19 protein-coding genes are annotated in these 19,982 nt (G+C 65.1%); all 19 read left to right on the forward strand.

Annotated elements, in window-relative coordinates:
* Positions 1–109 precede the first annotated feature (109 nt).
* The 19 genes from gatC to ACU8YE_RS10760 all read left to right on the forward strand — a co-directional run bounded on the left by gatC (position 110) and on the right by ACU8YE_RS10760 (position 19,979).
* Positions 110–409 carry an Asp-tRNA(Asn)/Glu-tRNA(Gln) amidotransferase subunit GatC gene (gatC, locus tag ACU8YE_RS10670; protein ID WP_004628291.1) on the forward strand — a complete coding sequence of 100 codons (300 nt, stop codon included), beginning with the start codon at positions 110–112 and terminating at the stop codon, positions 407–409.
* Between the two features lie 87 nt (positions 410–496).
* Positions 497–1,984 carry an Asp-tRNA(Asn)/Glu-tRNA(Gln) amidotransferase subunit GatA gene (gene gatA, locus ACU8YE_RS10675; protein ID WP_446928669.1) on the forward strand — a complete coding sequence of 496 codons (1,488 nt, stop codon included), beginning with the start codon at positions 497–499 and terminating at the stop codon, positions 1,982–1,984.
* 38 nt (positions 1,985–2,022) lie between these two features.
* A complete protein-coding gene (locus ACU8YE_RS10680; RefSeq protein ID WP_232041568.1) occupies positions 2,023–2,505 on the forward strand; it encodes a hypothetical protein in 483 nt (160 codons plus the stop codon).
* Complete coding sequence (locus tag ACU8YE_RS10685) at positions 2,505–3,467, forward strand: dienelactone hydrolase family protein (protein WP_446928670.1); 963 nt, start codon at positions 2,505–2,507, stop codon at positions 3,465–3,467. Before ACU8YE_RS10680 ends, ACU8YE_RS10685 begins: the two co-directional genes overlap by 1 nt.
* Before the next feature lie 77 nt (positions 3,468–3,544).
* Entirely contained in the window at positions 3,545–5,011 is a 1,467-nt protein-coding gene (gatB, locus tag ACU8YE_RS10690; RefSeq protein ID WP_440076496.1) for an Asp-tRNA(Asn)/Glu-tRNA(Gln) amidotransferase subunit GatB, read from the forward strand.
* A 14-nt stretch (positions 5,012–5,025) separates the two neighbouring features.
* Positions 5,026–5,712 (forward strand): DUF484 family protein, encoded by a 687-nt coding sequence (locus ACU8YE_RS10695; protein WP_260803820.1) that lies wholly within the window; start codon positions 5,026–5,028, stop codon positions 5,710–5,712.
* Positions 5,713–5,726: 14 nt separating this feature from the next.
* Positions 5,727–6,713 carry a tyrosine recombinase XerC gene (gene xerC / locus ACU8YE_RS10700; protein ID WP_446928671.1) on the forward strand — a complete coding sequence of 329 codons (987 nt, stop codon included), beginning with the start codon at positions 5,727–5,729 and terminating at the stop codon, positions 6,711–6,713.
* A gap of 39 nt (positions 6,714–6,752) precedes the next feature.
* Positions 6,753–7,946 (forward strand): class I SAM-dependent rRNA methyltransferase, encoded by a 1,194-nt coding sequence (locus tag ACU8YE_RS10705; RefSeq protein ID WP_446928672.1) that lies wholly within the window; start codon positions 6,753–6,755, stop codon positions 7,944–7,946.
* Between the two features lie 78 nt (positions 7,947–8,024).
* On the forward strand, positions 8,025–8,543 hold the full coding sequence (locus ACU8YE_RS10710) for a metal-dependent hydrolase (RefSeq protein WP_446928771.1): 519 nt from the start codon (positions 8,025–8,027) through the stop codon (positions 8,541–8,543).
* A 131-nt stretch (positions 8,544–8,674) separates the two neighbouring features.
* Entirely contained in the window at positions 8,675–10,201 is a 1,527-nt protein-coding gene (locus ACU8YE_RS10715) for an FAD-dependent oxidoreductase (protein ID WP_446928673.1), read from the forward strand.
* Between the two features lie 12 nt (positions 10,202–10,213).
* A complete protein-coding gene (locus tag ACU8YE_RS10720; RefSeq protein WP_446928674.1) occupies positions 10,214–11,452 on the forward strand; it encodes a lactonase family protein in 1,239 nt (412 codons plus the stop codon).
* 96 nt (positions 11,453–11,548) lie between these two features.
* Entirely contained in the window at positions 11,549–12,076 is a 528-nt protein-coding gene (locus tag ACU8YE_RS10725; protein WP_433865935.1) for a transcriptional repressor, read from the forward strand.
* Complete coding sequence (locus tag ACU8YE_RS10730; protein WP_260803729.1) at positions 12,064–13,146, forward strand: CobW family GTP-binding protein; 1,083 nt, start codon at positions 12,064–12,066, stop codon at positions 13,144–13,146. The genes ACU8YE_RS10725 and ACU8YE_RS10730 overlap by 13 nt, the downstream gene beginning before the upstream one ends.
* Positions 13,147–13,567: 421 nt before the next feature.
* Positions 13,568–13,987 (forward strand): RNA polymerase-binding protein DksA, encoded by a 420-nt coding sequence (gene dksA, locus ACU8YE_RS10735; RefSeq protein WP_024977044.1) that lies wholly within the window; start codon positions 13,568–13,570, stop codon positions 13,985–13,987.
* Between the two features lie 100 nt (positions 13,988–14,087).
* Positions 14,088–15,395: a zinc metallochaperone GTPase ZigA gene (gene zigA / locus ACU8YE_RS10740; protein WP_446928675.1), complete on the forward strand. Its 1,308-nt coding sequence runs from the start codon at positions 14,088–14,090 to the stop codon at positions 15,393–15,395.
* A gap of 100 nt (positions 15,396–15,495) precedes the next feature.
* Positions 15,496–17,097, forward strand: a complete 1,602-nt coding sequence (locus tag ACU8YE_RS10745; RefSeq protein WP_446928676.1) for an ABC transporter substrate-binding protein — start codon at positions 15,496–15,498, stop codon at positions 17,095–17,097.
* A gap of 157 nt (positions 17,098–17,254) precedes the next feature.
* Positions 17,255–17,791 (forward strand): ATP-dependent protease subunit HslV, encoded by a 537-nt coding sequence (hslV, locus tag ACU8YE_RS10750; RefSeq protein WP_004628261.1) that lies wholly within the window; start codon positions 17,255–17,257, stop codon positions 17,789–17,791.
* A gap of 27 nt (positions 17,792–17,818) precedes the next feature.
* Positions 17,819–19,150, forward strand: coding sequence for an ATP-dependent protease ATPase subunit HslU (gene hslU / locus ACU8YE_RS10755; RefSeq protein ID WP_232041579.1), 1,332 nt, complete (start codon positions 17,819–17,821; stop codon positions 19,148–19,150).
* Positions 19,151–19,364: 214 nt separating this feature from the next.
* A complete protein-coding gene (locus ACU8YE_RS10760) occupies positions 19,365–19,979 on the forward strand; it encodes a hypothetical protein (protein ID WP_446928677.1) in 615 nt (204 codons plus the stop codon).
* Positions 19,980–19,982: the final 3 nt, after the last annotated feature.

Genomic DNA, 19,982 nt, shown 5'->3' on the forward strand with positions numbered 1-19,982 from the left:
ATTGCGGCAAATCGGCGCTGTCAAAGCCCAACCTGAGCGGACTTTGCGCGCAGTAGCCGTCGCTTGCCGTACGTTGCCCGCCCGCCGCTGCACTCACTGACCCACTCCGATGGCACTCGAACTCTCCGACGTCAAACGCATCGCCCATCTCGCCCGTATCGAAGTCTCCGAAGGCGAGGCGGCCCAGACCCTCACCCAGCTCAACCAGTTTTTCTCGCTGGTCGAGCAGATGCAGGCTGTGGACACCACCGGCATTGAGCCGATGGCCCACCCCATCGAGCAGGTCCAGGCGCAAGCCCAGCGTCTGCGCGACGACGCCGTCACCGAAGCCGACCGCCGCGCCGACTACCAGCAATGCGCACCGGCCACCGAGGCCGGCCTGTACCTCGTGCCCAAGGTGATCGAGTAACCCGGGCAAACAGCGCCCTGCGCCCGTCTTGAGCCCTCTCCATTCGACGTCGCCGGCGGTTGCCGGCAGCCCATCCGAACGTATTCGATGACCGCATCCACGATCAAAGCCCTGTCCGCCCAACTCGCCGCCAAGGAGGTTTCGGCGGAAGAACTGGCGCGCCACTACCTGTCGCGCATCGAGGCCGGGGCGCACCTCAACGCCTTTACCCATGTCGACACCGAGGCGACGCTTGCCCAGGCGCAGGCCGCCGACGCGCGCATCGCGGCTGGCAACGCGGCGCCGCTGACCGGCGTGCCGATCGCGCACAAGGACGTCTTCGTCACCCGCGGCTGGCGTGCCACGGCGGGTTCCAAGATGCTCGGCAACTACGTCAGCCCGTTTGACGCCACCGTGGTCGAACGCCTGGGCGCGGCTGGCATGGTGACGCTGGGCAAGACCAACATGGACGAATTCGCCATGGGTTCGTCCAATGAGAACTCGGCCTTCGGCGCGGTCAAGAACCCCTGGAACGTCGAGCACGTGCCGGGCGGTTCGTCAGGCGGCTCGGCGGCGGCGGTGGCAGCCGATCTGGCGCCCGCTGCAACGGGGACGGACACGGGCGGTTCGATCCGCCAGCCGGCATCGTTCTCGGGCATTACGGGGATCAAGCCGACGTACGGCCGCGTGTCGCGCTACGGCATGATTGCTTTCGCCTCGTCGCTGGACCAGGGCGGCCCGATGGCCCGCACAGCCGAAGATTGCGCGCTGCTGCTGTCTGCCATGGCCGGCTTTGACCCGCGCGATTCCACGAGCCTGGAACCCGGCCGCGGTGGCGACGTGGAAGATTTCAGCCGCCTGCTCGGCCAGCCGCTGCAAGGCGCCGATGCGGCGCGCCCGCTGGCCGGCCTGCGTATCGGTCTGCCCAAGGAGTATTTCGGCGAAGGGCTGGCCGATGACGTGCGCACCACGGTACGCGCCGCGCTGGCTGAGCTGGAAAAGCTCGGCGCCACGCTGGTCGACATCAGCCTGCCCAAGACCGAGCTGTCGATTCCGACGTACTACGTGATCGCCCCGGCCGAGGCATCGTCCAACCTGTCGCGCTTTGACGGTGTGCGTTATGGCCACCGCGCGGCGGAATACCGCGATCTGGCCGACATGTACCGCAAGTCCCGCGCCGAAGGCTTCGGCTGGGAGGTCAAGCGCCGCATCCTGGTGGGCACGTATGTGCTGTCCCACGGGTATTACGACGCGTATTACCTGCAGGCGCAGAAGATCCGCCGCATCATCGCGCAGGATTTTCAGAACGCATTCGCGCAGTGCGACGTGATCATGGGCCCCGTCGCCCCGACCGTTGCCTGGAAGATCGGCGAGAAGAGCGATGATCCGGTGCAGATGTACCTGGAAGACATCTTCACGCTGTCGACCAGCCTGGCAGGCCTGCCGGGCATGAGCGTGCCGGCGGGCTTTGGCGCCAACGGTCTGCCGGTTGGCTTGCAGATCATCGGCAACTATTTTGAAGAGGCACGCATGCTGCAGATCGCGCATGCATTCCAGCAGGCGACCGACTGGCACAACCGCCAGCCGGCGGCCTGAGGCCCGTACAGACGTATCGCTCCACGCAGGAGGCGCGCATGAACCACCGCATCCGCACTGCACTCGGGCTGGCGCTTGCCGCCGGCCTGCTGGCGGCGTGCGTGCCGATTCCGCTGCCGTCGATTCCGGGCATCAGCCGGCCGTCGAAGCCGCCGCCGATCTCCGACCGCCGCATCGACATCAACGGCTACTGCAGCCAGACCGAAGAAGACGGTTTCCGCGAGCAGGCGACGCTCACCGTGGCCGACAACAACGTCAACGCCATGCAATGGCAGTTGTGGGTCGGCCGGCGCGGTTCGTGTCAGTTCGACCTGTCGACGTTCCAGCAGACCAAGCGCCGCCCCAGCATCGAGCTGCGCGAGCGCTACGGTAATTGCACGCTGATGGTCTGGCAGGACCCGCGCCGCGTCACGCTGGCACACGCCAACTGCGAAGCGCATTGCACGCCCGGCATCTATGACGAAGCTTGGCCGGTGATGTTCGACCCGAAAACGGGCCAATGCGCCCGGAATGCCCGGTGATGCGCGCATCGCTTCGTTTGCTGGTGGCGTTGGCCGGCGCGCTGGCGCTGCACGCCGTCGCGCAACCGACGCCGGACGCCGAAGGCGCCCTGCCGGATATGCCGGCTGCACGCGCGCCGTCGTCGGCGGAGCTGGGCGTGCAGACGGTGGAGATTCCGCGTGCGTCTGTGAAAGACGCCGAGGACGCGCCGCAAACGCTGACCGCTTATTGGGTCGCATCGCCCGTCAAGGCACCGGCGACCGGCGCGCCGGTGGTGATCGCGCTGCACGGCTGCAGTGGCCTCTATACGCAGGTCGGGGCGGACGCCAAGGCGCTGGGCTCGCGGTATCGGGGGTATGCGCAGTGGCTCGGCGCGCGTGGTTACGCGGTGGTGTTTCCCGACAGTTTCGGCCCGCGCGGCAAGCCGCACGGCATCTGCACCGAGCGCACCGCCACGCGCGATATCAACGGCGCGATGCGCCGCGCCGACGTGCTGGCGACGATGCGCTGGGTGGCGGCGCAGCCGGGCGTGGATGTGAACCGCATCGTGCTGCTCGGCTGGTCCAACGGCGCGCAGGCCGTGCTGGAAGTGGTGGATGCCAGCCGCGCCTGGCCTGCCGATACACCTGCCGTCAATCGCGCGGTGGCGTTCTATCCGGGCTGTGCGTCGGCCCAAAAGCGGCCCGAATATCGGCTGAATGCGCCGTTGCTGCTGCTGGCCGGCGGCAACGATGACTGGACCCCGGCCGATCACTGCCAGGCGCTCCAGACCGCCGTACTGGCGCGCCAGCCGCAGGCGCGTTTCGAGTTGGACATGTTTGGCGGCGCGTATCACGGCTTTGACGGCACGGCTGCAGTCAAGGAGCGCAATGGCATCCCGAAGGGGCGTCGCTACGGAACGGTCACCGTCGGCGGCGACCCAGCAGCGCGCGAAGCGGCCTTTGCCAAACTCGCGGCGTGGCTCGATGCGCCGCACCCCTGATCGCAGCGACGCAAGAACACCTGAACACCTGAGCACCTAGACATTCACACCACAACAATCGACAGGACACACGCAACATGCAATGGGAAGTGGTGATCGGCCTCGAGACGCACACGCAGCTCTCGACGGTCTCGAAGATTTTCTCCGGCGCGTCCACCGCCTTTGGCGCGGCGCCCAACACGCAAGCGGCGCCGGTTGACCTGGCGCTGCCGGGCGTGCTCCCGGTGCTGAACAAGGGCGCCGTTGAGCGCGCCATCGTGTTCGGCCTGGCCATCGGTGCCAAGATTGCGCCCAAGAGCATCTTCGCGCGGAAGAATTACTTCTACCCCGATCTGCCCAAGGGCTACCAGATCAGCCAATACGAGATCCCGGTGGTGCAGGGCGGCACGCTGACCATCCAGGTGGAAGGCAAGAACGGCCAGCCCGGGTATGAGAAGACCGTGCAGCTCACGCGTGCGCACCTGGAAGAAGATGCGGGCAAATCGCTGCACGAAGACTTTGCCGGCATGACGGGCATCGACCTGAACCGCGCCGGCACGCCGCTGCTGGAAATCGTGACCGAGCCCGACATGCGCAGCGCGGCCGAGGCCGTTGCTTACGCCAAGGCGCTGCACGCGCTGGTGATGTGGCTGGGCATCTGCGACGGCAACATGCAGGAAGGCAGCTTCCGTTGCGACGCGAACGTGTCGGTGCGCCCGGGCCCGGATGCGCCGTTCGGCACGCGCTGCGAAATCAAGAACCTCAACTCGTTCCGCTTCCTGGAAGAGGCGATCAACTACGAAGTGCGCCGCCAGATCGAGCTGATCGAAGACGGCGGCACCGTGGTGCAGGAAACCCGCCTGTACGATCCGGACCGCAAAGAAACGCGCTCGATGCGCAGCAAGGAAGACGCGCAGGATTACCGCTACTTCCCCGACCCCGACCTGCTGCCGCTCGTCATCGGCGAGGACTGGATCGAGCGTGTGCGCGCCACGTTGCCCGAGCTGCCGGCCGCCATGGCCGCACGCTTCGAGTCGGCCTACGGCTTGCCGAAGTACGACGCCAGCATCCTCACCGCCACCAAGGCGACGGCAGCGTACTTCGAAGCCGTCGTGGCGGATGCGGGCGCCGCGAACGCCAAGGCCGCGGCCAACTGGATCATGGGCGAGGTCGCCTCGAACCTGAACCGCGCCGACCTGGACATCGACGCTGCACCGGTGTCGCCCGCGCAACTGGCCAAGCTGCTCGCGCGCATTGCCGACGGCACGATCAGCAACAACACCGCCAAGAAGGACGTCTTCCCCGCCATGTGGGCCGGCGAACACGGTGGCGATGCCGACGCGATCATCGCCGAGAAGGGCCTGAAGCAGATGTCCGATTCGGGCGAGCTGGAGAAGATCATCGACGACGTGCTGGCGGCCAACGCCAAGTCGGTCGAGGAATTCCGCGCCGGCAAGGAGAAGGCATTCAACGCGCTTGTGGGCCAGGCCATGAAGGCCACGCGCGGCAAGGCCAACCCCGCACAAGTCAACGAACTGCTGAAGAAGAAACTCGGCGCAGCCTGATGAGCACCTCCACGATGAACGCACAAGACGTCGCCAACTACCTGCAGGCGCATCCGGCCTTCTTTGAAGAGCACGCCGAGCTGCTGGCCGCCATCCAGCTCACCAGCCCGCACAGCCACCGCGCCGTGTCGCTGCAGGAGCGCCAGATGGAAATCCTGCGCGACAAGAACAAGCACCTCGAACTCAAGCTGTCGGACCTGATGCGCCACGGCAACGAGAACGACCGCACGCAGCAGCGCGTGCACGCGTGGACGACGCGCCTGCTGGGCGAGGCCGACACGCATGCGCTGCCGTATGCCGTGCAGGATGGCCTGCGTGAAATCTTCGACGTGCCGGCTGTGGCGCTGCGCGTGTGGCAGGTCGGCGAAGAATTCGCGCACCTGGAAGTCGCGCAGGGTGTGAGCGAGGAAGTGCGCCTGTTTGCTGCGGGCCTGCGTGCGCCGTATTGCGGCGCCAATGCGGGTTTTGAAGCCGCCGGCTGGTTGGATACGTCGGACAGCGGCGAGCCCATCGAATCGCTCGCGATTGTGACCCTGCGCGTGCCGGTGCGGGGCGATGCCGATGCCAGCGCTGCGCCGGCATTCGGCCTGCTGGTGCTCGGCTCGCCGGACGCCCGCCGCTTCCATGACGGCATGGGCACGACCTACCTCGCGCAGATCGGCGAACTGGCCGCTGCCGCGCTCAACCGCCTGCGCGACTGAGCGCAGCCCGCCGTATGTCGCACTCTGCATCCGCCGATGACCATGGCGCGCAGCCGCCACATCCGCAGATTGCGGCGTACCTTGACGCACTGAAGTTCGAGCGGCAGCTCTCGCCGCACACGCTCGAGAGCTACACCCGCGAGCTGGCCGTGCTGCAGCGCCTGGGCGCGCAGCACGCTGCCAACGTCGATCTCACGCAACTGCAGTCGCACCATATCCGCCGCATGATGGCGCAGCTGCATGGCGACGGTTTGTCCGGCCGCAGCATTGCGCGGGCGCTGTCGGCGTGGCGCGGCTGGTTCAAATGGATGGCGCTGCGCGATGCTGCCGTCACCGCCAATCCCGTCGACGGTGTGCGCGCGCCGAAGAGCCCGAGGCGGTTGCCGAAAGCGTTGTCCGTCGAGCAAGCTGTCGCGCTGATGGAGCAACTGCCCGGCGACGATGCCGAGACCGTCCGCGACCGTGCCGTCAACGAGCTGTTCTATTCGTGCGGACTGCGGCTCTCCGAACTCGTCAGCCTGGATATGCGCCACGTGAAGGCCGGCGCGTATGAATCTTTGAGCTGGCTCGATCTGGAGGCGCGCGAGGTACAGGTGCTCGGCAAGGGCAGCAAGCGGCGCACCGTGCCGGTGGGCACCAAGGCGGCCGAGGCGCTGGCCGCATGGCTCGCGGTGCGCGAGCAACTGGCCAAGCCCGACGCGGCACCCGAAGACGCGCACGCGCTGTTTCTCTCCCCACGCGGCAAGCGGCTGGCGCAGCGGCAGATTCAATTGCGCATGAAGCGCAACGCCATTGCCGCAGGTGTGCCGGCGGATGTGCATCCGCACGTGCTGCGGCATTCGTTTGCTACGCACATGCTGCAGTCCTCCGGTGATCTGCGCGCGGTGCAGGAACTGCTCGGCCACGCCAGCATCGCCAGCACGCAGGTTTATACTTCGCTCGATTTTCAGCACCTGGCCAAGATCTACGATCAGGCGCATCCCCGCGCAAAAAAGAAGTAGCGCATTGTCCGAGCCCTCGGGCGCCCCATCCCCAGTCGTATGCAAACCCTGATTCTGAAGCCCGGCAAGGAGCGCTCGCTGCTGCGCCGGCACCCTTGGATTTTCGCCAACGCCATCGATCGCGTGGAGGGCAAGCCGGCCTCCGGCGCGACCGTCATCGTGCGCGCGCATAACGGCCAGTTTCTGGCGCGCGCCGCGTTCAGCCCCGTCTCGCAGATTCGCGCGCGCGCGTGGAGCTTTGATGAAGCCGAGCCCGTCGACCACGCGTTCTTCAAACGCCGCATTGCCGCCGCCGTGGCGTACCGCCGCGCGTGGGTGCACGACACCGACGCCGTGCGCCTCGTCATGGGCGAAGCCGACGGCCTGCCCGGCCTGATCGTCGACCAGTACGGCACCGGGGACGCGGGCCAGATCGTCTGCCAGTTCAGCGCCGCGGGCGTGGAGCACTGGAAGCAAGCGATCGTCGCCGCGCTGATCAAAGAGACGGGCTGCCCGAACGTCTACGAACGCTCCGACGTGAGCGTGCGCGAGCGCGAAGGCCTGGAGCAGATGACCGGTGTGCTGGCCGGCGCCGAGCCGCCCGCCGATCTGTCCGCCACCGAGCACGGCGTGCGCTATTACGTCGACGTGCGTGAAGGCCACAAGACGGGCTTCTACATCGATCAGCGCGACAACCGCGCGCTGGTCGGCGCCTTGGCGCGCGATCGCGATGTGCTGAACTGCTTCTGCTATACGGGCGGGTTTTCGCTGGCGGCGCTCAAGGGCGGGGCGCGTTCGGTGGTGTCGATCGACTCGTCGGGCGAGGCGCTGGCGGTGGCTGAGCGCAACGTCACGCTCAATGGCTTCGATCCGGCGCGCGCCGAGTGGTTGGATGCGGACGTCTTCAAGTCGCTGCGCAACTTCCGCGCGGAAGGCCGCCAGTTTGACCTGATCGTGCTGGACCCGCCCAAATTTGCGGCGTCGGCGCAGCAGGTCGATCGCGCGGCGCGGGCATACAAGGAGATCAACCTGGTCGGCATGCAGTTGCTGCGCCCGGGCGGCCTGCTGTTCACGTATTCGTGCTCGGGCGCCATCGACGCAGACCTGTTCCAGAAGATCGTCGCAGGCGCGGCAGCCGATGCCAAGGTGACGGCGCGCATCCAACGCAGGCTGGCCGGCGGCTTGGATCACCCGCTGCTGACGAGCTTTCCGGAGGGCGAATACCTCAAGGGCCTGCTGCTGCAAGTCGGCTAGCAATTTGTCGCAATTTTTGGCTTGTCCCGGCAAGCCTGCATTGCGAAGATGCGGTCCTTCGTTTTCCGCATCACGTCGATGGCATCCAATGCAGCCCATCACGCGACGGGCTGGGCGGCCGGTCTGATTGCCGCCGCCGCCGTCGCACAGGCTTCCCATACATCTCTCGAACATCTTGGCAGCCTCCTGGCGTTTTGCGCGGCGGTTGCGGGCAGCACCGCGCCTGACTGGATGGAGGTGGCCTGGTGGACCCGTGCGCGCCGCCTCTGGATCACGCACCGCACCGCCACCCATTGGGGCATTGGCTGGATCGCGGTGCTTGTGCTGTCGTATCACGCGTTGGGCCATGCGCACCTGTGGGCGCCGCTGCTGTTCGGCTTCGCCTGTGGCGGGCTGATGCATCTGCTGGCGGATTGGCCCAATCCGCTGGGCGTGCCCTGGATCTGGGGGCGCCATTCCCTGAACTGGTGGAAGAGCGGCCGCTGCGACCTGATCGTGGTGACGCTGGCGTGGGTCGCGGCATGCTGGCTGGTGCGGCCGCTGTGGGCGGCGACGGCCACGCGGGTGGTCGGTTGGTTTGCCCACCAAGCGCGATGAGCCTGCCGGCTCGGTATTGTCTGATGGAAGCCGGGCTCGCGAACGACTAAGTTGGAACCGCCGGACGCCACGCGTCCGAATCCAACTTCGTTTGCGCAACGCTTGCGCAAACGCCCTCACCGGAGTCGTCGATGACACTGGATGTGACGCGCCAAGACCCTCGCTACAACACGCTCAAACATGGCTTCAACCTGCGCTGGCCGGCGACGGATGCGCAGGCCGCCAGCCGCATCGCGCTCATAGAAAAGCCCGACGATGTGGCGCCCGCCGTGCAGCGCATCATCAACGCGGGCCAGCGCCCGACCGTGCGCAGCGGCGGGCATTGCTACGAGGATTTCGTCTCCAACAACCCCGACGGCACGATTGTCGACCTGAGCCTGCTCGCCACGCCCGAGGTGCGCGCCGACGGCTCGGTGCGCATTCCGGCCGGCACGCAAAACTGGAACGGCTACCTTGAGCTGTACAAGCGCCACAACGTGACGCTGCCCGGCGGCTCGTGCTATTCGGTGGGCGCGGGCGGACATATCTGCGGCGGCGGGTATGGGCTGCTCTCGCGGCTGCAGGGGCTGACGGTGGATTGGCTCTCGGCCGTGGACATCGTCACCGTAGATAGAACCGGCAAGGCGGCTGCGCGCACGGTGGATGCGGCGCACGATCCGGACCTGTTCCGTGCATGCCGCGGCGCGGGCGGCGGCAACTTCGGCGTCATCACCGGCTACACGTTCGCCAAGCTGCCCGAGGCGCCGCAGGAAGTGGCACTCGCCACCGTAGCCTTCGACTGGGCCACGATGACGCCACAGCGCTTTGCCGAATTGCTGCGCATCTACGGCGAATACTGGGAGACGCGCGGCAAGGACCCGGACACGTGGGGCATGTTCTCGCTGCTCAAGCTCACGCACAAATCGTCGGGGCAGATCGTGCTGCTCACGCAGTTCTGCAACCCAGACGGCACGTGCCGCGATCTCTCTGTCCTCAATGATTTTCTGAACCGCTTCCAGGCCTGCGCGCCGACGCCGGTCAAAGGGCGCCCGCCCGGCTACGGCCCCGCGCATAGGCAGGGCGTGGGGCAACTGCTCTGCTCCAAGCCGCACACCATCGTGCAGTACGACTGGCTGACGGCCACGCAGTATCTGAACGGCTCGGGGGCCAATCAACGTGGCAAATACAAGTCGGCCTATATGAAACGCGGCTTCACGGCGCGTGAGGCGCAGCGCATCTATACGCACCTCACGCGGACGATGCCGGGCGTGGACCTGAGCCAGTCGCTGCTGCAAGTCGATTCGTATGGCGGCGCCGTCAACAAGGCCGAGCGCATTGGCGATACCGCCGTGCCGCAGCGGGCGTCGATCATGAAGCTGCAGTACCAGACGTATTGGGGCGCCGCTGCCGATGATGCCGGCCACCTGCGCTGGATCAGCGATTTTTACCGCGATGTCTATGGTGCGCCCGATGTGCCCGCACCGCACAGCGGCACGCCGTACCCCGGCGACCGGTACGAGGGCTGCTACATCAACTACCCCGACGTCGACATGCTCGCCTACCCGTTCTGGCCGCAGCTCTACTACGGCAGCGGCGACCTGTACGCGTTTCTGCAGGATGTGAAGCACCGGTATGATCCGAACAACATCTTCCACCACGCCATGTCCGTGCGTGTTTGATGGAGCCATCCAATGACCAATCGTCTTCGTCGAACTTTCATGCAGTGGACCGGTAGCTTGCCTTTGCTGGGTGCTCTTCCCAAAACCGTCATGGCCCAGGCGGGCGAGCAATCCGCCGCGGCGGGCGCGCAGCCCGCAGGCAATGCACGCCCTCCCCGCTTTGCCTATGTCGGCACCTACACGTTCAATGCGCCGGGCGGCACTGCCGGTGGCCCGGCGGCACGCGGCATCTACGTGCTGGCGCCGCGCGGCGATGCGTGGACGCAGGTGCAGGTGGTCGAGAGTGCCAATCCGTCGTTCCTGGCCGTGCACCCGAATCAGCGGTTCCTGTACGCCATCAATGAACTGGAGGTCTACGAGGGCCGCCCGAACGGTAGCGCCGAGGCCTATGCGATTGATCCGTACGACGGCAAGCTGACGCTGCTGAACCGCCAGCCGCTGTCGCTGTCGGGCACGAACCCCGCGCATGTGGTCGTGTCGCCGGACGGCAAGCACCTGTGCGTGTCGATCTACAGCGGTGGCGCGTACAACCTCCTGCCGATCGGCGAGGACGGCAAGCTTGGCGCTGTATCGGGCATCTTCAAGGACACCGGTTCCGGCCCCCGGCCCGAACAGGAAGCGCCGCACGCGCACATGATGCTGTTCGACGCCACCGGCGGCCACGTGATCGGCACCGACCTGGGCACCGATCGCATCAACGCGTTCGCCATTGAGGGCGGCAAGCTTGCCCCGCGTGACCGCGCGCAACTCAAGCCCGGCAGCGGCCCGCGCCACCTGGCGCTGCATCCGCAAGGCAAGCTGCTCTACGTCATCAATGAACTCGAAGGCTCGGTCGCCTGCCACGGTTACGACCCCGCCACCGGCCACGTGCTGGAAGAGCGCCAGCGCATCTCCACCACCCCGGCCGACTACACCGGCCAGAAGAGCGGCGCTGAATTGCTGATGCATCCGTCAGGGCGCTTCCTCTACGCCAGCAACCGGAAGCTGAAGTCCGACCACCCGCTGGCCGACAGCGTGGCCGCGTTCAGCATTGACGCCTCGGGCAAGCTCGCGCCGCTTCAGTACTGGAGCGAAGGTGTGCACTTCCCGCGCGCGATGACGATGGCGCCCGACGGCAGCTATGTCTACGTGCTCAACCAGAAGGGCGATACGATCCTGCGGCTGCGCATCGACGGACAAACCGGCAAGCTGGACCAGCCCACGGTCGTGGCGAAGGTGCCGACGCCCGTGTGTCTGATGTTTGCGGCGTAAGCGGCACCAAAGCGCGAGAGAAAACCTTGGGCGGCGCAAGGCCGCCCAATTGCAACTCAATTGCAGCAACCCGCGCCCCGTGGGACAATCCCGCGCATGAACACCCCGGCCCCGCGCGACGATCTCGCCACTTCGCAATCCCATTCGCCTGAAGACGCTGCCCGCGCGCGCCTGCGCGGCTTGGGCAGCCGCGTGACCGAGCCCCGCGTGCGTGTGCTGGCCGTGCTGATGCAGGGCGCCGATCCGCTTTCGCACCAGGCCGTGTGCGACGCGCTGCCGGACGATTCCGGCATCGACCGCGTGACGGTCTACCGCGTGCTCGACTGGCTCGTGGCCGGCGGCATCGTCCACAAGACGGCTGGGGCCGATCGGGTTTTTCGCTTCAGCCTGGCCGAGCATGACGCCGCGCGCGAAGCAGCGCACCGCTCGCACAGCCACTTCCATTGCACGCAATGCGGGCGCGACTTCTGTCTGGAAGGCGCCGAGCCGCCCGCCATGCCGAAGGCCGCCTTGCCCGCCGGCTTCGCAGCCGACCATGCCGAACTCACCATCAAGGGCGCCTGCGCGGATTGCGCGCATCTGGCGGCCCATCACAAGACAGGAAACGCACCATGTCCAAAATGATCCCGGTCACCATCCTGACGGGCTTTCTCGGCAGTGGTAAGACCACGCTGCTCAAGCGCATCCTGACCGAACAGCACGGCATGAAGATCGCCGTGATCGAAAACGAGTTCGGCGAAGAGAACATCGACAACGACATCCTCGTGCAGGACGGTAACGAGCAGATCGTGCAGATGAGCAACGGCTGCATCTGCTGCACGATCCGCGGCGATCTGGTGCAGGGGTTGTCCGACCTGCTCACGCGCCGCGACAACGGCCAGATCCAGTTCGACCGCGTGGTCATCGAGACCACCGGTGTCGCCAACCCCGGCCCGGTCGCGCAGACGTTCTTCATGGACGACGAGATCGCCAGCCGCTACCTGCTGGATGCCGTCATCACGCTGGTCGACGCCAAGCACGGCAACATGCAGCTCGACAAGCAGGAAGAAGCGCAGCGCCAGGTCGGCTTTGCCGACGCCATCTTCATCACCAAGAGCGATCTGGTTTCCGCCGACGATGTGGACGCACTGCGCCACCGCCTGCTGCACATGAACCCGCGCGCCCCGATCCGCACCGCCAATTTTGGTGAGACGCCGATCGACACGATCTTCGACCTGCGCGGCTTCAATCTGAACGCCAAGCTCGAGATCGATCCCGACTTCCTGCGCGAAGACGATCATGATCACAACCACGATCACGATCATGACCACGCCTGCTCGGCCGATTGTGATCACGACCATGATCATGAGCACCACCACGGTCACGGCCATCACCATCATCACGGGCATGCGCACCATACCGACCGCATTGCCTCGTTCGTCTTCCGCAGCGAACGGCCGTTCAATTACACCAAGCTGGAGGAATTCCTCTCGGGCGTGCTGAATATCTACGGCGAGAAGCTGCTGCGCTACAAGGGCGTGCTGTATATGGAAGGTGTCGACCGCAAGGTCGTGTTTCAGGGTGTCCACCAGCTCATGGGCAGCGACGTGGGGGGTAAATGGGACGGCGAGACCCCTTCCAACCGGATGGTGTTTATCGGCGTAGACCTGCCGCGCGAAACGATTCTGAAAGGATTGGAGAACTGCCTGGCCTGATCCGGGCGCTTTTTCCCTCCTTTTGGGTGGCCCCGCCGCGCGCTTTCAGGCAGAATCCGGGCCGGATTTCCTGTCCGTGTTTCTCCGATAGTTCAGTTAATATCGTTCAGCTACAATAGGTCGATTTAGAAGCACGTCGTCCGAAGCACGTCCGATAGGAGAGCAGGCGATGGTGACTAAGACCAAGGAAGGACGCGGCGCCAACGGTGGAGCCGGGCCGTCCGTAACGGAGTCGGCAGCAGCCCAGGCTGCGCCAGCCACCCGTAGAAAAGCGGCAGGGGGCGCCGCTGCGGGAGAGGCAAAAGGAGGCGCGCGGGGCGGCAAGTCCGCCGCCAGCCAGAACAAGTCCGGCGCATCCCCGCGCAAGGACGACGCGACAGCCGAGACGGCTCGCGATTTACCAGGATCATCTGCAGCAACCATGAGCAGCAAGAAACTACTCACCGAAGCCGAAATCCTGAAGATGAGCGACAAGGATTACATGAACGAGGCGCAGCTCGCCTTCTTCAAGGACCGGCTTGTAAAAATGCGCGATGAAATTCTCGCGAACGCCAACCAGACCACCGAGCACCTGCGCGAGACTGTGATCGTGCCGGACCCGGCTGACCGTGCCACCATCGAGGAAGAGCACGCGCTGGAGCTGCGTACGCGCGATCGTGAGCGCAAACTGCTCAAGAAAGTCGAACAGTCGATCGCCCGCATCGATGCCAACGACTACGGCTACTGCGACGAAACCGGCGAGCCGATCGGCATTCCGCGCTTGCTTGCTCGCCCGACGGCCACGCTGACGCTCGAGGCGCAGGAGCGCCGCGAAAAGCGCCAGAAGTTGATGGGTGACTGACGTACGCGTCGCATTTGGTTGACGCGTTCGTTTGAATCTCGCAGCCCGGTAACTCACCGGGCTGTTTGCTTTGTTGGGCCACAAACTGAGGCCACTGATCATGTCCCGTCCGCTTCCCGTTACCGTGCTGTCCGGCTTCCTGGGCGCCGGTAAGACCACGCTGCTCAATCACGTGCTCGCCAACCGCGAGGGCAAGCGCGTGGCCGTGATCGTCAACGACCTGTCGGACGTCAACATCGACGCGCAGCTCGTGGGCGATGGCACGGCCACGAGTGCGCAGCTCTCGCGCACCGACGAGCGCATGGTGGAGCTATCCAACGGCTGCATCTGCTGCACGCTGCGCGAAGATCTGCTCGACGAGATCGCGCGCCTGGCCCGTGAAGACCGCTTCGACTACCTGCTGATCGAGTCGACGGGCGTGGCCGAGCCGCTGCCGATTGCCGAGACGTTCACGTTTGAAGACGAGCAAGGCGACGTGCTGTCCGATCTGGCGCGTCTCGACACGATGGTCACCGTGGTCGATGCCCAGCACTTCCTGGCTGATTACGATGCAGCCGATTTCCTGTCGGATCGTGGCCAGGCGCGGGATGAAGACGACGACCGCACCGTCGTCGACTTGCTGATCGAACAGGTCGAGTTCTGCGACGTGATCGTGCTCAACAAGATCGATCTCGTGAGCGATGCCGAGCGCGAGCGCCTGGCCGGCATCCTGCACTCGCTGAACCCGCGCGCGCGCATCGTGCCGGCATCGTTCGGCAAGGTGCCGCTGGACGAAATTCTCGACACCCATCGTTTCGATTTCGATGCCGCATCCGCCGCGCCGGCTTGGCTGGCGGAGCTGCGTGGCGAACATGTGCCCGAAACTGAAGCGCTCGGCATCCGCAGCTTCGTCTATCGTCGCCGCGTGCCGTTCCACCCGCAGCGTCTGTGGGACCTCATGCATACCGAATGGCTGCGCGAACACGGCCGCGTGCTGCGCTCCAAGGGTTATTTCTGGCTGGCTTCGCGTATGGACACGGCGGGCAGTTGGGGCCAGGCCGGCGGCGTGATGCGTCATGGCGGTGCCGGCGCATGGTGGGCTGCGGTGGATGAAGCCGAGTGGCCGGACGAGGAAGAAGCCCGCGCAGATATTTCCGACAAGATGCACGACAACGGGGCGCTCGCGCGCTGGGGTGACCGTCGCCAGGAACTGGTCTTCATTGGCACGGACCTGGATGAAGCGGCGCTGATTGCGCAACTCGACGCTTGCCTGCTGACCGACGCTGAGATGGCTGCTGGCCCCGAAGCCTGGGCCACGCTGGCCGATCCTTTCCCCGCCTGGGCCTACGACGACCACGACGATACCGACTGGGACGACGACCACGATCATCAACACGGTGACGACTGCGACTGCGGGCACCATCACTGAGCACGCAGACCCCCTGCTTCATCGACGTTGACACCGGCGTCATCCGGTCCCGACAATCCCCGAACGTCTTGTTTTCGTCATAAACCATCGGGGAGTCGTCATGCCGGTCCTGCGTCTGCTGCGCGCCGCGAACCTGGTCGCCGCGCTGTGTTTTGCCACGACGCTCTCGGCGCTCACGCCGATTGCGGCGCATGCCCAGCCGGCACCCACGCTGGTGATTGGGTTGTCGGGCGACATCACTTCGCTCGATCCGCACTTCCATAACGTCACGCCCAACTCGAACGTGGCCGAGCATATGTTCGAGGCGCTGATCGCCAAGGACGAGAAGATGCGTCTCAAGCCGGGCCTCGCCACGTCGTGGAAAGCCCTGAGCGACACGGTATGGGAAGTCAAGCTGCGCCCTGGCGTGCATTTTCATGACGGCAGCGAATTCACCTCGGCCGACGTCGTCTATTCGCTGGCACGCCCGGCCACCATCAAGAACAGCCCGTCGCCGTTCACGATCTACACGCGTGGCTTCAAGGAGGTGACGGCGGTCGACAAGCTGACCGTGCGCATCACCACGAACGGCCCGTACCCGCTGGTGCCGAACGACTTGTCGACCATCTACATGGTGTCGAAGAAGGCTGTCGAAAAAGCTGGCGCGGACGATTTCAACAATGGCCGCGCCATGATCGGAACCGGGCCGTACAAGTTCGTCTCCTTCAACCGCGGCGATCGCGTGGAACTCACGCGCTTTGATGGCTACTGGGGCAAGAAGCCGCAATGGCAGCACGTGACGCTGCGCATCCTGACGGCCGACGCGCCGCGCGTCGCGGCGCTGCTGGCGGGCGACGTGCAGATCATCGAAAACGTGCCGAGCTCGGACATCAAGAAGCTGTCGACCAACCCGGCGGTGACGGTGTTCAAGATGCCGGTGTTCCGCATGATGTATCTGCACATGGATTCCAACCGCGATGTGTCGCCGTTCGTGACCGACAAGGCCGGCAAGCCGCTGCCGAAGAACCCGCTCAAGGATGCACGCGTGCGCGAGGCGATCTCGCTGGCGATCTCGCGCCAAGCCATCGTCGACCGCGTGATGGAGGGTGCGGCCGAGCCGACGGGCCAACTTGTGAACAGCGCGTTGTTCGGTCACGTGCCCGGTCTGAAGGCACCGGTGGCGGACCCGGCTGCCGCAAAGAAACTGCTCGCCCAGGCCGGCTACCCCGATGGCTTTGCCATCACGCTGCATGCCACCAACAACCGCTATCCGAACGATGACCGCGTCGCACAGGTGATCGCCTCGATGCTTTCGCGGGTGGGCATTGCCACCAAGGTCGAGACGCTGCCGTCAGCGTCGTTCTTCACACGGGCAAACAAGCTGGACTTTTCGTTTCTGCAAGCCGGCTGGGGCGCGGATACCGGCGAAGCCAGTTCGAGCCTGAAGGCGCTGCTGGCGACCTATGATCCGGCGCGCGGTTGGGGCGCCTCCAATCGCGGGCGCTATTCCAACCCGGCGCTCGACGCCAAGCTGGCAGAAGCCCTGCAGACCCTGGACGACAGCAAGCGCGAGAGGCTGCTGCAGGAAGCCACGGAAATCGGCATGCGCGATTTCGGCGTGATTCCGCTGTACTTCAATATCAACGTGTGGGCGGCGCGTAAGGGCTACACGATGGTGCCGCGTCTGGATGAGCGCACTTACGCATTCGATGTGACGCACTGAAATAGTCGGGAGCCAAGCAAGAAGCGATTTTCGGCGCACAAAATATGTGCGCTGTGACGGAAATCAGGCTTGAAATCCTCGGGGCCGGCGTCAAGTATGAAGTTCTTTGGCCGGCCCGCTGGGGGCCGCGCCAAGCCGGACCCCTAGGAATAAGCGCATGGAACAGTATCACGGCACCACCATCGTCAGCGTGCGTCGCGGCAACCAAGTCGCGCTCGGCGGCGATGGCCAGGTCACGCTGGGCAATATCGTGATGAAAGGCTCGGCCCGCAAAGTGCGCGCCATCTACGATGGCAAGGTGCTGGTCGGCTTTGCCGGCGCCACCGCCGACGCTTTCTCCCTGCTCGACCGTTTTGAAGCCAAGCTGCAAAAGCACCAAGGCAACCTGCTGCGCTCCGCCGTCGACCTGGCCAAGGACTGGCGCACCGATCGCGCCTTGCGCCACCTCGAAGCGATGCTGATCGTCGCAGACCGCGAAGCCACCCTCGTCATCACCGGCAACGGCGACGTGCTCGATCCGGAAGGCGGCATTGCTGCCATTGGTTCGGGCGGCTCGTATGCCCAATCGGCAGCCAAGGCGCTGATGGAGAACACCGATCTTGCTCCGCGCGATGTGGTGGAAAAATCGCTGCGGATCGCCGGCGAGCTCTGCATCTATACCAACACCAATTTCGTGATCGAGACGCTCGAATAAGCGAGCGCCTTCATCGACAGGATTCCCATGTCTGAAACCATGACGCCGTCGGAAATCGTTTCCGAACTCGACAAGCACATCATCGGCCAGCACAAGGCCAAAAAGGCCGTTGCCGTGGCGCTGCGCAACCGCTGGCGCCGCCAGCAGGTGGGCGAGCCGCTGCGCCAGGAAATCACGCCCAAGAACATCCTGATGATCGGGCCGACCGGCGTAGGCAAGACCGAGATTGCCCGCCGCCTGGCCAAGCTGGCCGACGCACCGTTCATCAAGATCGAGGCGACCAAGTTCACCGAGGTGGGCTACGTCGGCCGCGACGTCGACACCATCGTGCGCGATCTGGCCGAGATGGCCGTCAAGCAGACGCGCGAATCCGAGATGAAGAAGGTGCGCGCCAAGGCCGAAGATGCGGCCGAGGATCGCATCCTCGACGTGCTGATCCCGCCGCCGCGCGACATCGGCTTTGCGCAGCCCGAAGAGAAGGATTCGACCGCGCGCCAGACCTTCCGCAAGAAGCTGCGTGAAGGCCAGCTCGACGACAAGGAAATCGAACTGGAAGTGTCGGCCGGTGTGCCCAGCATGGACATCATGGGGCCGCCGGGCATGGAAGACATGACCGAGCAGATCCGCTCGATGTTCGCGGGCTTGGGGCAGGGCAAGAAGAACCGTCGCAAGATGAAGGTCAAGGAAGCCTTCAAGCTGCTGATCGACGAAGAGGCCGCGAAGCTCGTGAACGAGGATGAGCTGAAGCAGAAGGCGGTGGCCAATGTCGAGCAGAACGGCATCGTCTTCCTCGACGAGATCGACAAGATCGCCAGCCGCAGCGAATACGGCGGCGGCGAGGTGTCGCGCCAGGGCGTGCAGCGCGACTTGCTGCCGCTGGTGGAAGGTACGACCGTCAACACCAAGTACGGGATGATCAAGACCGATCACATCCTGTTCATCGCGTCGGGCGCGTTTCATCTGTCCAAGCCGAGCGACCTGATTCCCGAGCTGCAGGGCCGTTTCCCGATTCGCGTGGAGCTGGATTCGCTGTCGGTGGAGGATTTCCGCGCGATTCTCACGCAGACCGACGCGAGCCTCACCAAGCAATATCAGGCGTTGTTGAAGACGGAAGGCGTCGACCTCGTGTTTGCCGAAGACGGTATTCACCGCTTGGCCGAGATCGCATGTTCGGTCAACGAGAAGGTCGAGAACATTGGCGCACGCCGTTTGTACACGGTGATGGAGCGACTGCTTGAAGACCTGTCGTTCCACGCGCACAAGTCGGCAGGCGAGACGGTGACCATCGACGCCGCGTACGTCGACGAGCGTTTGAGTGAGCTGTCGGGCAACGAAGATCTGTCGCGCTACGTGCTGTAAGCGTGTAAGCAACGCATTCCATATGCCCCGCGGGCCGCATCGGAGACGATGCGGCCCGTTTTGTTTGGGCGCCCGCCAAGCCAGGTGGGGCAAGGGTTTGCTCAGGATCGTGCGTGGTCAGGTCCGTTATCTGCTGAAGAAGGTGGTGCCGCACAGACAATGCGCGCCGCGCACCTGGCGTGCGCGATTCCAACCACGACAAGGAGAGAAGCGTATGAAACCGATCCAACGCCTGGCCCTGTGTTGCGTGCTTGCCTGCGCCCCAATGAGCATCGCCCACGCCCAGCTCACGCCCGCACCCACTGGCCCCGCCGGGGCCTCGGCACCGAACGATGCCAAGCGCGCCGCTTACGACAGTGCCGTCAAACAAGCCGATGCCAATTACAAAGCTGCCAAGGACAAGTGCGATGCGATGAAGGGTAATGACCGCGACGTCTGCCGTGCGCAGGCCAAGGGCGATTACAACGTCGCCAAGGCCAACGCCATGGTCGAACGCGATGGCACTGAAGCCGCCCGCAACCGCGCCGCCAAGGAAAAGGCCGAGGCCGACTACGACGTCGCCAAGACCAAGTGCGATGCCATGAAGGGCAACGAGAAGGACACCTGCGTGAAGGACGCCAAGGCCGCCTACACGCGCGCCAAGGCCGGCGACGAAGTGAGCCACGCCAAGGCGACGGGCACTGCCAAGGACGTCAGCGAAGCGCGCCGCGATGCCGTCAAGGACACCAACGACGCCAACTACAAGGCTGCGAAGGAACGCTGCGACGCCATGTCCGGCGACGCCAAGACAAAGTGCCAGAACGACGTGGCCGCCAAGTTCAAGAAGTAAGCC

This window comes from Ralstonia sp. VS2407, assembly GCF_052950655.1.